The sequence below is a fragment of the Janthinobacterium glycogeni genome (genome assembly GCF_051380725.1).
Taxonomy (GTDB): Bacteria; Pseudomonadota; Gammaproteobacteria; order Burkholderiales; family Burkholderiaceae_D; genus Janthinobacterium.
In genome coordinates this window covers 81,311-94,122 of record NZ_JBNYXP010000011.1, presented here as the reverse complement: position 1 = coordinate 94,122, position 12,812 = coordinate 81,311, and the positions used below count along the sequence as shown (strand labels likewise).

Here is a 12,812-nt window from a genome sequence, read left to right as displayed (position 1 = left end):
TTGTGTAAATATTAAAATTGCATCAGACGCCAGGCGAGCAGTCGGCGCAGCCGGGCGCGTGTTCCGGGTCTTTTTCCAGGTGCAGCGCCAGCTCGCGCAAGGCCGTGCGCACGCCTTCCTCGATGACGGGGTGGTAAAACGGCATGTCGAGCATGGCGGGCACCGTCAGCTGCGCCTGGCACGCCCAGGCCAGCAAGTGGCCCAGGTGTTCCGCCCGCGGGCCGATCAGTTCGGCGCCGAGAAAGCGCTTGCTGCCGAACTCCGCATACACGCGCAACATGCCCTGGTTTTGCAGCATGACGCGGCTGCGGCCCTGGTTGCCGAAGGACACGGCGCCCACGGCGAAGCGGCCCGCGTGGCTCACGCACAGTTGCTGGTACGTCGCGCCCACGGTGGCGATCTGCGGCTCCGTGAAGGCGATCGTCAACGGCGTGCGGCGCAAGCCCGGTTGGACGTCAGGAAAGCGCGCCGCGTTGTCGCCCGCGATGCGGCCCTCGTCGGCCGCCTCGGGCAGCAGCGGCAGTGCGTTGTCGGCGTCGCCGGCGATGAAGATGGCGCTCTTGCCGCACTGCATGGTGTGCCGGTCATGCAGGGGGACGGCATGTCGGTCGAGTTCGATTTGCGCCGTCTCCAGGCCGATCTTGTCCACGTTCGGACGGCGGCCGATGGCGGCCAGCACGTACTCGAACTGCTCGGTTTTTTCCACGCCCGCCTCATCGCTGCTGGTCAGCAGAATGCCGCCGCCGTCCGGCGTTTTTGCCATGTGCGCGACCTTGGTCATGAAACGGATATCGAGTTCGCGCGCCAGCACGGCGTCGGCCTCCCGCAGCACCAGCGGGTCCGTCAGCTGCGCGACTTTATTGCCGCGCGCAAACACCGTCACGCGCACGCCGAGACGCGCCAGCGCCTGGCCCAGTTCCAGGCCGATGACGCCGCTGCCGACCACGGCGACTGACTTTGGCAAGTCCGTCCATTCGAACACGGCGTCGCTGGTGATGACGCGCTCGCCCGCCGCCTGCCACTCGGGCGGCACGATGGGCGTGGAACCGGTGGCGATCACCACGCTGGCCGCTTCGACAAGCGTGTGTTCGTCGACCTGCAGCTTGCCCGGCGCAATGAAGCGGGCGTGGCCGCGCAGTTTTTCTTCCTCGGGGATGGCGTTGACGCCGTCGAGCACGAAGCCGACAAAACGGTCGCGCTCGCTACGCACCCTGTCCATCACTTGCCGGCCGTCGATGCGCACGGGGCCCGGATGCACGCCAAATGCGGGTGCGGCAGCCACGGCATGGGCCGCCTCGGCCGCCGCGATCAGAAGCTTGCTGGGCATGCAGCCGACCCTGGCGCAGGTCGTGCCATACGGCCCGCTTTCGATCATCAGCACGCGCTTGCCCTGCATGCGCGCCGCCTTGTGCGCCGTCATGCCGGCCGTACCGCTGCCGATCACGGCCACATCCACTTGTATCGTTTTCATCGTGCTACTTATCTCCGCGTCAGATTGCTCACAGCGTTCGATACTACCCGTTTGCCGAAAATAAGGTTTTACTTTGCTGCAATATGTGTATTAGTATAACTAATCAATTCTAAAATTTATAAGCTGAGCTAATGGGATCACTCGATTATCGCGCGCTGGCCGTGCTGGACGCCGTGGCCAGCCATGGCAGTTTCGACAAGGCCGCCCTGGCGCTGGGCATCACCCAGTCGGCCGTCTCGCAGCGCATCAAGGCGCTGGAAGACGCCAGCGGGCGCCTCTTGATCATCCGTGGCCAGCCAGCCGTGCCGACGGGCCTGGGCCAGCGATTGATCGTGCATCACCGCAACGTCAAGCTGATGGAAGCATCGCTCGACATCGACCTGGGCAACAGCGTCAGCATGCCGGAAATCGCCATCGCCATCGATGCCGACAGCCTGGCCACGTGGTTCCCCGACACCTTGTCGGCCCTGCTGGCACCGCCCCGCTGCCAGCTCGACGTGCGCCTGGCCGACAGCGACAGCGCCCTGCAGATGGTGCGCGACGGCTCCGTGTTTGGCGGCGTGACTGCCGAGTCCGGCCCAGCGCTTGACGCGGCGGCCGCCACCAGCGTCACGCCGCTGGGCACCTTGCGCTATGTCTGCGTGGCCACGCCCGTGTTTGCCGGGCACTGGTTCGGCGACGGTTTTATTGCCGAGGCGGTACAACTGGCACCGGCCGTGGTGGGCCAGCACGGCTTGCTGGCGCGTTTCCTCGCTGAACAATTAAACATGCGCGAACCGTTTCCGCACCACACCTTGCCGGTCGAAGCGGCGCGCCGCGCCTGCGTCCAGGATGGCCTGGCTTACGGCCTGATGCCGCAGCGCCTGGCCGCGCAGGCGCTGGCGACGGACAGACTCATCGATCTGCTGCCAGGCAGCACCCTGGACGTGCCGCTGAGCTGGCACGCGTGGACCCTGGACACGCCGTTTACCAAGCTGCTGTCCGAGCAGATCGTCAAGGCCGGGCGCGACTACCTGGCTTAAATGTCCAGCGGGTCCACTTCCAGCGACCATTTCACGCGCGACTTCATGGCGCGCAGCTCACTTAACCATTCTTTTAAAAACGCCTGCAGCGCGGGCCGCGAGGGCGATTCCAGCAGCAGCTGGGCGCGGTCCACGTTGTAGACGCGCGTCATGCTCATGGGAATCGGGTCATTGATGGTCACCTGCGGGTGCTCCATGCACTCTTTCGCCGCCTGCAGGAATGCGATGGCCGTGGCCAGCTCGGGCGCCTCGGCGCGCAGCAGGGCCTGGAACAGATACGGCGGCAGCGCCGCCTGCGCCCGCTCTTCCAGCAAGGTCGTGGCGAAATGGTCGTAATCGTGGTTGACGACCGCTTCATACAGCGGATGGCGCGCGTAGCGCGTCTGGATCAGCACCTCACTGACGCTGCCGCCCTCCGTCTGCGCGGCGCGCCCGGCGCGGCCCGCCACCTGCATGAGCTGGGCGAACAGCCGTTCGCTGGCCCGGTAATCCTGCGAAAACAGGGCCGTGTCCGGATTCAAAATGCCGACCAGGGTCAGCTTTTTGAAATCGTGGCCCTTGGCCACCATCTGCGTGCCGATCAGGATATCCACTTCGCCCCGGTGCACGCTGTCGAACGCTTCCTGCGCGCTGCCCTTCTTGCGCGTGGAATCGGCATCGATGCGCAGAATCCGCGCCTCGGGAAACAATTGCTGCAAACCCTCTTCCACCCGCTGCGTGCCGCGTCCCAGCGGCTGCAAGTCGACGTTGCCGCAGGTGGGGCAATGGCGGGGAATGCGCAATTCCAGGCTGCAATGGTGGCAGCGCAGCCGGTGTTCGGGCTTGTGCAGCACCATGAACGAGGTGCAGCGCGTGCAATTGCTGATCCAGCCACACGATTCGCAGCAGATCACGGGCGAATAGCCGCGCCGGTTCAGGAACAGCAGCGACTGCTCGCCCCGTTCCATGCGCAGTTTTAAGGCGGCGACCAGATGCGAGGTCAGGCCGTCTTTCGGCTTGTCGCGCTCCATGTCGAGGATCTTCACGCGCGGCAAGACCGCATTTTTCACGGCCCGCTCGCGCAATTCCAGCTTGCGGTAGCGCCCCGTCTGCGCGTGGTGCCAGCTTTCCAGCGACGGCGTGGCCGAACCGAGCACGATGGGAATCTGCAATTGCCAGGCGCGCCACACGGCCAGGTCGCGCGCGGAATAGCGCAAGCCTTCCTGCTGCTTGTAGGACGGGTCATGTTCCTCGTCGATGACGATCAGTTTCAATTTCGGCAAGGACGCCAGGATCGCCAATCGCGTGCCGAGCACGATGCGTGCCTGGCCCTGGTGCGCGGCCAGCCAGTGCAGCATGCGCTCGCCTTCGGACAGGCTGCTGTGCAGGGTGGCCAGCATGACGCAGGGAAAGCGCGCGCGGATATTGCCTTCCAGCTGGGGCGTGAGGTTAATTTCCGGCACCAGGATGAGGATTTGCGCATCGTCCTCGCGCGCCAGCACCTGGGCGCAGGCTTGCAGATACACTTCCGTCTTGCCGCTGCCCGTGACGCCGTACAGCAGGGTCGGTTGAAAGCCCTGGGCGCCGCCGATGGCGTCAGCCGCCTCTTGCTGGGCGGCATTGAGTGCCGGCATGTTCAGCGGCGTGCCGTCGTGCGCATCGGCCAGCTTGCCCAGCTTCTTGATGGCGCGGTCGAGCGCCACGGTGGTGAGCACGCGCAAATTCTTCGGTAAACCCGGCAAGGCCACTTCACCAAGCGGGCGCTGATAGTAATCGGCGGCAAAGGCGGCCAGCGCCAGCCACTGTGCCGACAGCGGCGCCAGCTGGCTGCGCACGGCCAGCACGTCCTTCAATTTCGCGGCGGGCACGTCGGTGCTGTCGGACACCCCGACGATCAGCCCCATCACTTCGCGCCGGCCGAACGGCACCAGCGCCAGCTGCCCCACTTGCGGCAGCGGCACGGCTGCGTCCGCATCCGCCGCCGCGTTCCAGCGGTAGTCGAACAGGGCGTTCAAGGGCGTGTCGAGCGCGATGTTCAGGATGCACGACGTCAAAATGCACTGCGACATGGGGGTAGGGCCTATCTCAATAAAAAAGCGCGCCGCAGGGGCGATGGCGCGGCGGGATGTCCGGCAGCAAGCCAGCGGGCCATGATACTTGTTTCGTCCGTCAAACGCCTAACGACGGACGGGACAGCGCGCTCTCGTGCCTGAAGAAAATTCTGTGGATAACTTTGTGGACAAAGCAAAATTAACTTTCAGAAAAATGTGGACAGAAAATTTCGATCGCCGTCAAGAGCGGCACGCAAGAAAAATTAAGTATGTAAAATCAATGACTTAAAAATTGATGCCCGGGCGGCCACAAATCCACAGGACATTTCCGCCGCTGTGCATAACTGAGCCATTTGTAATTTATTTATACAGAAATCAGCACCATTTTGAGGCGTCCGATCGAGAAAAACGCGGGCGGCATGCAGCAAAATTGACAATTGCCGGGCAAGCGTTCGTTTTTACCTGACGGACGGCGAAACATTGTTCAATTATCATGCACTGCAACATGCACTTCAGGTGAAACCTGAACATCGGCGCTAAGTACCGGTTAACAAAATACTTTTCAATTTTATCCACAGAATCTGTTGATAACTTTGTGGACAATGAAGGAATAAGGCAGGCGGACGAAAGAATAACCTTATCAATAGCAACAAAGTCCGCCAGTCAATGAATTTTTTATTCCTTAATAATCAATTACTTATAAATCGCCCCGGGGCATGGCTTTTACACTGCCTTTTATTTCCGCAGCAAAAAAAATTGTGCATAAGTCGGTATGTCTTGCTAAGGCGCAGCAAAGAAAAAGGCAGGCTTCCGTTGGAAAGCCTGCCTTTTCTGCCCCTGAGCCAGGGGAAAACGACGACTTACTGGCCGCTGCGCATGGCGCGGCTCATGCTGTGCACGGCTTCCACCATCGCTGCCACGGATTCCGGCGGCGTGAACTGGGAAATGCCATGACCCAGGTTGAACACGTGGCCCGTACCTGCCGACGGCGCACCGAAGGCGTTGAGCACTTTCGCCACTTCCGCGCGAATCTGCTCGGGGCTGGCGAACAGGATGGCGGGGTCGAGATTGCCCTGCAAGCCCACCTTATGGCCCACCAGCTGGCGCGCGCGCGTCAGGTTGACGGTCCAGTCCAGGCCCACGGCATCGGCGCCGATGTCGGCGATCTGCTCGATCCACTGCCCGCCGCCCTTGGTAAACACGATGGCGGGAATCTTGACGCCATCCTTGTCGCGTTTCAATTGCGCCACCACTTGCTGCATATAGGCCAGCGAGAATTCCTGGTAGGCGCCATCGGCCAGCGCACCGCCCCAGGAATCGAAGATCATCACGGCTTGCGCGCCGGCGTCGATCTGCGCATTCAGGTATTGCGCCACGGAGGTGGCGTTGATCGCCAGGATGTGGTGCATCAGGTCAGGGCGGTTGTACAGCATCTTCTTGATGGTATGGAACTCTTTCGAGCCGCCGCCTTCCACCATGTAGCAGGCCAGAGTCCACGGGCTGCCGGAAAAACCGATCAGCGGCACGCGGCCATTGAGTTCCGTGCGGATCTGCGTGACGGCCTTGAAGACATAGTCGAGCGACGCCAGGTCCGGCACCTGCAAGGCCTTCACGTCCTGCTCCGTGCGCAGCGGGCGCTCGAACTTCGGGCCTTCGCCATCGGCGAAATACAGGCCCAGGCCCATGGCGTCAGGCACCGTCAGGATGTCCGAAAACAAAATGGCCGCGTCGAGCGGGAAACGCTCCAGGGGCTGCAAAGTGACTTCCGTGGCGTAATCGGGATTCTTCGCCAGGCCCAGGAAGGAGCCGGCCCGCTCGCGCGTGGCGCGGTATTCGGGCAGGTAGCGGCCCGCCTGGCGCATCAGCCAGACGGGAGTGTGCTCGGTCGGCTGGCGCAGCAGGGCGCGCAGGAAAGTGTCATTCTGGAGCGGAGCAAATTGTGGCATGGCAGGCAATCGAGCTTGGAGAAGCGGTATTATCGCATCCAATCGCTGCCATTTCATTGATTCCGGTGCCGCTTTGCAGCATTTGCCACGCACAGCGATGACTTTCGTTGTGCCTGCCCTTCCATTATGATGATGCACGCCGCCGCGCGCCCTGACCCTGCCTGGCGGCCCTTGATCCCCTCACTATACGGAGCCCGCATGACCTCGACCGCATCCAGCACCCCTTATGGCATCTGGCCATCGCCGATCAGCGCGGCCATCGTCGCCGCCGGCGCCTCGCCGCTGACGCAGCTGGCCCTGGGCGGTGCGGATGGGAACGATGTGTACTGGCTGGCCGGGCGCGCCAGCGAGGCGGGCCGCAACACCCTGCTGCGCCAGCGCGGCGCGCGCGTCGATGAACTCACGCCGGCGCCGTTCAATGTGCGTACTCGCGTGCATGAGTACGGCGGCGGCGCGTATGCCGTCGCCGGCGATACCGTATATTTTTCGCATTTCGCCGACAATTGCCTGTACCGCGTGGCCGGCGACGCCGCGCCCGCAGCGTTCACCACGGGCGGCAACACGCGCCATGCGGACTTCGTCGTCGATGCGGCCCGTGCCCGCCTGATCGCCGTGCGCGAGCAGCATCCGGACGCAGGCCATGCGCATCCGGAAAACTGCCTGGTGGCCGTCGGCTTCGACGGGCGCGAAACGGTGCTGGCGCGGGGCCACGATTTTTATGCGGCGCCGCGTTTGTCGCCGGATGGCAGCCAGCTGGCCTGGATCAGCTGGGACCACCCGCGCCTGCCGTGGCAAGGCACGGAACTGTGGCTGGCCGACGTGCAGCCGGACGGCAGCCTCGGTTCGCCGCGCCTGATCGCCGGCGGCGCGCGCGAGTCGATTTGCCAGCCGGAATGGTCGCCGAACGGCTTGCTGCACTTCGTTTCCGACAGCAGCGGCTGGTGGAATCTGTACCGGCTGCACGGCGCCGACATCGAGGCGTTATGCCCGATGGAAGCGGAATTTGCCACGCCGCACTGGACCTTCGGCGGCAGCATGTACGGTTTTCTTTCCGACGACGAGATCGTCTGCACGTACATCCAGGCCGGCATCAGCTACCTGGCGCAATTGAACGTGGCGGCGGCCAAGCTCGAGCCGATACCGCACCCGTACCAGGAAATCCGCGAACTGCGCGTGGGCCCCGGCTTCGTCGCGCTGCTCGGCGGCAGCCCCACCATCGCGCTGGAACTGGCGCGCATCGATTTGGCTAACCATGAGCTGGAAGTGCTGGCGCAGTCGATCACGGCCTTGCCCCCGCTCGCCTACCTGTCCGTGCCGCGCAGCTTGAGCTATCCGAGCAGCAATGGCCGCACCGCCCACGCCTTCTTCTATGCGCCCACGAATGGCGACGTGCAGGCGCCGGCAGGCACCTTGCCGCCCGTCATCGTCATCAGCCATGGCGGCCCCACCAGCATGGCCAGCAATACCTTGAAACTGGCGACGCAGTTCTGGACCAGCCGCGGCATCGGCGTGCTCGACGTCAACTACGGCGGCAGCAGCGGTTTCGGCCGCGAATACCGCGATGCGCTGCGCGGACAATGGGGCATCGTCGACGTGGAAGACTGCATCGCCGGCGCCCGTTACCTGGCCGCCAACGGCCTGGCCGACCCCGAGCGCCTGATCATCCGCGGCGGCAGCGCGGGCGGCCTGACGACCCTGTGCGCATTGACGTTCCACGACGTCTTCAAGGCGGGCGCCAGTTACTACGGCGTGTCCGATCTGAAGGGCCTGGACAACGATTCGCACAAGTTCGAATCGCGCTACACCGACTACCTGATCGCCTCGCAACCGCAAGCCGAGGCGCTGTACCGCGAGCGCTCGCCCATCCACCACACGGATAAACTGTCGCGCCCGATGATCTTCTTCCAGGGCCTCGATGACAAGGTGGTGCCGCCGCAGCAGTCGCAGCTGATGGTCGACGCCCTGCAGGCGCGCGGCGTGCCCGTCGCCTACGTGCCGCTCGAAGGCGAGGGACACGGCTTCCGCAAGGCGGAAAACATCGTGCGCACCCTCGACGCGGAACTGTATTTCTACCAGCGCGTGTTCGGCCTGCCCGTGGCGGCCGGCGATGCGCCCGTGCATATCGCCAACTTGCCCGCATGAGCGAACAGCATGTAGACCAACAGCTGCTGGACGAGTTCGCCGCACTGGAGCAGCACGAACAGATGATCCTGGCCTTGCTGGCGATTACGGGCGAACCGGTGGGCAAGCATGCCGTGTATGAACACTTGCAGCGCGCCAATGTCGTCGAGCCCGACGGCACGCCGTTTTCCCTGCTGGTGGTCACCAACATGCTGCAACGGCTGACGCGTCTGGCGCTGGCCAGCGAGGTGGTGGGGCGCGGCTTTGCCTGCGAAGCCAGGCTGCGCTGGCCCGCCATGCGCGCCGCCATCGAGCACCTGGTGTTTCGCGACCTGTGCCAGGCCATCGAGCTGATCAACCCCGTGCGCCGCAACTGGGATGGCTATGTGGAATTGCGCAGTTACCGCCAGGGCGTGGCGCGCCTGCGCATCGCCCTCTTGCGCAATGACGAGGTGCGCCACGTGGCCGCCATCCTGGCCGCCTGCATGGCCTGCTATGAGGCGCAGCAGCTGCACCCGCTGATCGAGATCTTCGGCCGGCCGTTCGAGCCGGAAATGCTGTCTTTCGTCATGCCGCAACTGCAGGACGACATCCTCGCGGTGCTGCTGGGCAATGCGCCGCGCGAACCGGCCACGGCGCACGCCATCCGCACCTACGCGCGCACCCACCACGCGCGCCAGGCGGCCGCCGGCGACCATATCGGCGCCGCCCTGCCGCTGGCCCTGGCCGAAGACGCCCTGCTGTGCGGCGAACTCGACGCCGCCGCGCGCTACCTGGCGGGCCAGCAGGGGCCGCAGGCGCTGTTTGTCGACAGCAGCATCGCCCTGTTGCGCGGCGAACATGCGCAAGCCGTGGCGGGCTTTGAAACGGCCTTGAAAGGGTTGCGCAAGGAAACAGGCAAGCGCAAGCTGTGCTTTACGGGCATCGGCGGCCACCTGTACGTGCTGGCCCTGCTGCGCGGCAACGACGCCAAGCTGCTGAAAAGCGCGGAGACCTACCTCGATATCGCGCTGCATGCGCAACCAAACCACGACAGCATCGTCTACCAGCAACTCAATACCTTGCGCCTGGTGCGCGCCGGCGTGCAGCTGGCGGAAAGCATCCCCACGCGCAGCTGGGAAACGGCACTGCAGGCGCAGCTGTTCCAGGCCTTGCTGTACTACTGGCTGGCCCTGCCGCAATTGAGCGAGCGCAAGGATCAACTGCACCTGCTGGTGCTGCAAGCGGACGCGGCCGGCTACGATTTGATCGCCGCGCAGGCGGCCGGCTTGCTGGGCCTGATGGGCGAGCCGCAGCAGGAGCGCTATGCCACGGCCAAACGGGCGCAACACGGTCTGACGGACATGGCGCCGTGGTTCGAGCGTCAGGAAGCGTGGCAGCGCCAGCTGAGCGCCCTGATCAACCTGCAGCAGAACGCGCCGGCCGAAGCGCTGGGCGGCGTCTCGCGCCTCGTCTGGCTGGTGGCGTTCGACCCGCGCTTCGGCCTCACGGCCGTGGAAGTGCGCGAGCAGAAGCGCGACGCGCGCGGCGGCTGGAGCAAGGGCCGCGCCATGGGCCTCAAACGCCTGGCCGAAGAGGCGGGCGACATCGATTTCCTCACGCCGCAAGACGCGCGCGCGGCCGGCAGCATCGCGCCGTTCAAGCAATATTATTCGTCGGCGCCGCGCTATGAAGTCGAGCTGGACAAGGCCGCCGTGCTGCTGGTGGGCCACCCGCTCGTTTTCTGGCTCGATCATCCCGACACGCGCGTGGAACTGATCGCCGGCGCGCCCGAGCTCCTCATCAAGTCGCACGAGGGGCAGCTGTGGCTGGGCATGCAACCGCCCCTGCCCGACAACGGCAGCAACGTGGTGGTGCAGCGCGAGACGCCGACGCGCTTGCGCGTGGTCCACATCCTCGACGAACACCGGCGCATCGGCGCCATCGTGGGCCTGGGCCTGTCCGTGCCCCTGCATGCGGAAAAGCAGGTCATGCAGGCCATCGGCGCCATCTCGTCCATGGTCACCGTGCAATCGGATATCGGCGGCGGCGCCGGCGACGCGGAAGCGATCACGGCCGACCACCGCCTGCACGTGCACCTGCTGCCCTACCAGCAGGGTCTCAAGATGCAGATTCTGGTCCGCCCGCTGCTCGACAACGGCGCCTATTACGCACCGGGCAGCGGCGCCGAGAGCGTGTTTGCCGACGTGGCGGGCCGGGCCGTGCAAGCGCGGCGCGACCTGAACGCGGAACGCGAAGCGCAGCGCCAGCTCATCGGAAAATGCCTGGTGCTGGAAGAGGCGGAAGAAGAGCATGGCGAGTGGCTGCTGGGCCAGCCCGCGCTAGGCCTGCAACTGCTGGTGGAGCTGCAGGCGCTGGACCCCGCCGGCATCGTGCTGGCCTGGCCGGAAGGCGAAACCATGCGCGTATCGAAACGCATCGACAGCGGCCAGATGCGCCTGAACATCAAGAGCGAAAAAGACTGGTTTGCCGCCAGCGGCGAAGTGCAGATCGATGAAGACAAGGTCATGGATTTGCGCGCCCTGTTGGATTTGATGCAGAACAATAAAAGCCGCTTCGTGGCCCTGGGCGACAACCAGTTCCTCGCGCTCAGCGACGAATTGCACCGCCGGCTGTCCGAACTGGCCGCGTATGGCGAGGCGCATGCCGACGGCGTGCACATCCACCCGCTGGCCGCCTTCGCGCTGGAAGAGCTGGCCAACGATGCGGGCGGCGTGAAGGCCGACAAGTTGTGGCGCGAACACCTGCTGCGCCTGCGCGCCCTCGACGATTATCAGCCGCAGCTGCCCAGCACCCTGCAGGCCGACTTGCGCGACTATCAGCTGGCCGGCTACCAATGGCTGGCGCGTCTGGCGCACTGGGGCGTGGGAGCCTGCCTGGCCGACGACATGGGCTTAGGTAAAACCTTGCAGGCGCTGGCGCTGATCCTGGCGCGCGCGCCGAACGGTCCCACCCTCGTTGTCGCCCCCACGTCCGTGTGCATGAACTGGATCAGCGAAGCGCAGCGCTTCGCGCCCACCTTGCAGGTGAAGCTGTTCGGCAGCGGCGACCGGGCCGACATGCTGGGCACCTTGCAACCGTTCGACGTGGTGGTGGCCAGCTACGGCTTGCTGCAGCAGGAAGCCACCATGTTTGCCGGCGTGCGCTGGCATACCATCGTGCTCGACGAAGCGCAGGCCATCAAGAACGGCGCCACCAAGCGCTCGCAAGCCGTGATGGCCTTGCAAGGCGACTTCCGCATGGTGGCCAGCGGCACGCCGCTGGAAAACCACCTGGGCGAACTGTGGAATCTGTTCCGCTTCATCAACCCCGGTTTGCTGGGTACCCTCGACCAGTTTAATTTGCGCTTTGCCGGTCCCATTGAGAAAGATCAAGACAAGCGGGCGGCGGCAGGCGCGCGCCTGCGCTTGCGCCGCCTGATCGCGCCGTTCATCTTGCGCCGCACGAAGACGCAAGTGCTGTCGGAATTGCCATCGCGCACGGAAATCGTGCTGGAAGTGGCATTGTCGCCGCAGGAAACGGCGCTGTACGAATCCTTGCGCCGCGAAGCGCTGGAAAAGCTGGCCATGGTGGAAGGACCGGCGTCGAAAAAGGCCATCCAGATCCTGGCCGAGATCATGAAGCTGCGCCGCGCCTGCTGCAATCCGCAGCTGGTGGCGCCCGAGCTGGGCCTGGCCAGCAGCAAGCTGGCCGCCTTCGCCGAGCTGCTGTCGGGCTTGCTGGAAAACCGCCACAAGGTACTCGTCTTCAGCCAGTTCGTCGATCACCTGACCCTGATCCGCCGGCACCTGGAGCAGCATGGCGTGAGCTATCAGTATCTCGACGGCAGCACACCCATGCAGGAGCGCAAGCGCCGCGTCGATGCCTTCCAGGCGGGCGAGGGCGATGTATTCCTGATCAGCCTGAAGGCGGGCGGCATGGGCATCAATCTGACGGCGGCCGATTACGTGATCCACATGGACCCGTGGTGGAACCCGGCCGTGGAAGACCAGGCCTCGGACCGCGCCCACCGCATGGGGCAATTGCGCCCCGTGACCATTTACCGCCTGGTGGCGAAACACACGATCGAGGAAGGCATCGTCGAATTGCACCAGCACAAGCGCGACCTGGCCGACAGTTTATTGGAAGGCAGCGACGCGGCCGCGCGCATGTCGGCCAATGACATGCTGGGCATGCTGCAGGAGGGCTTGAAGCGATGAGCTTGAAAAAATGCGCGGCGCCG

6 protein-coding genes are annotated in these 12,812 nt (G+C 64.6%); 3 read left to right on the top strand and 3 right to left on the bottom strand.

Annotation, left to right across the window (positions count from 1 at the left end):
* Positions 1 to 22 precede the first annotated feature (22 nt).
* Positions 23 to 1,471: a dihydrolipoyl dehydrogenase gene (locus ACQ4W4_RS22320; protein WP_436543819.1), complete on the bottom strand. Its 1,449-nt coding sequence runs from the start codon at positions 1,469 to 1,471 to the stop codon at positions 23 to 25.
* A 131-nt stretch (positions 1,472 to 1,602) separates the two neighbouring features.
* On the opposite strand from ACQ4W4_RS22320, the gene ACQ4W4_RS22315 reads away from it, so the two are divergent.
* On the top strand, positions 1,603 to 2,493 hold the full coding sequence (locus ACQ4W4_RS22315) for an ArgP/LysG family DNA-binding transcriptional regulator (protein ID WP_436543818.1): 891 nt from the start codon (positions 1,603 to 1,605) through the stop codon (positions 2,491 to 2,493).
* Here the strand turns inward: ACQ4W4_RS22315 and ACQ4W4_RS22310 are convergent.
* Positions 2,490 to 4,541, bottom strand: coding sequence for a primosomal protein N' (locus ACQ4W4_RS22310; RefSeq protein ID WP_436543817.1), 2,052 nt, complete (start codon positions 4,539 to 4,541; stop codon positions 2,490 to 2,492). The genes ACQ4W4_RS22315 and ACQ4W4_RS22310 overlap by 4 nt on opposite strands.
* A gap of 842 nt (positions 4,542 to 5,383) precedes the next feature.
* Positions 5,384 to 6,469 carry a uroporphyrinogen decarboxylase gene (gene hemE, locus ACQ4W4_RS22305; protein ID WP_070312001.1) on the bottom strand — a complete coding sequence of 362 codons (1,086 nt, stop codon included), beginning with the start codon at positions 6,467 to 6,469 and terminating at the stop codon, positions 5,384 to 5,386.
* A 198-nt stretch (positions 6,470 to 6,667) separates the two neighbouring features.
* Here hemE and ACQ4W4_RS22300 point away from each other — a divergent pair, with 198 nt between their 5' ends.
* Together ACQ4W4_RS22300 and ACQ4W4_RS22295 are read left to right on the top strand one after the other, a co-directional pair.
* Positions 6,668 to 8,611 carry a dipeptidyl-peptidase 5 gene (locus ACQ4W4_RS22300; protein ID WP_436543816.1) on the top strand — a complete coding sequence of 648 codons (1,944 nt, stop codon included), beginning with the start codon at positions 6,668 to 6,670 and terminating at the stop codon, positions 8,609 to 8,611.
* The gene (locus tag ACQ4W4_RS22295) at positions 8,608 to 12,789 is read left to right on the top strand and encodes an SNF2-related protein (RefSeq protein ID WP_436543815.1); all 4,182 of its coding nucleotides are present in this window, start codon (positions 8,608 to 8,610) and stop codon (positions 12,787 to 12,789) included. The genes ACQ4W4_RS22300 and ACQ4W4_RS22295 overlap by 4 nt, the downstream gene beginning before the upstream one ends.
* The last annotated feature ends 23 nt before the right edge of the window (positions 12,790 to 12,812 follow it).

What these genes read in the sequence shown, in the direction of transcription:
- ACQ4W4_RS22300 (WP_436543816.1), top strand. Translation starts at nt 6,668, where the DNA reads ATGACCTCGACCGCATCCAGCACCCCTTATGGCATCTGGCCATCGCCG.
- ACQ4W4_RS22295 (WP_436543815.1), top strand. Translation starts at nt 8,608, where the DNA reads ATGAGCGAACAGCATGTAGACCAACAGCTGCTGGACGAGTTCGCCGCA.
- ACQ4W4_RS22320 (WP_436543819.1), bottom strand. Translation starts at nt 1,471, where the DNA reads ATGAAAACGATACAAGTGGATGTGGCCGTGATCGGCAGCGGTACGGCC.
- ACQ4W4_RS22315 (WP_436543818.1), top strand. Translation starts at nt 1,603, where the DNA reads ATGGGATCACTCGATTATCGCGCGCTGGCCGTGCTGGACGCCGTGGCC.
- hemE (WP_070312001.1), bottom strand. Translation starts at nt 6,469, where the DNA reads ATGCCACAATTTGCTCCGCTCCAGAATGACACTTTCCTGCGCGCCCTG.
- ACQ4W4_RS22310 (WP_436543817.1), bottom strand. Translation starts at nt 4,541, where the DNA reads ATGTCGCAGTGCATTTTGACGTCGTGCATCCTGAACATCGCGCTCGAC.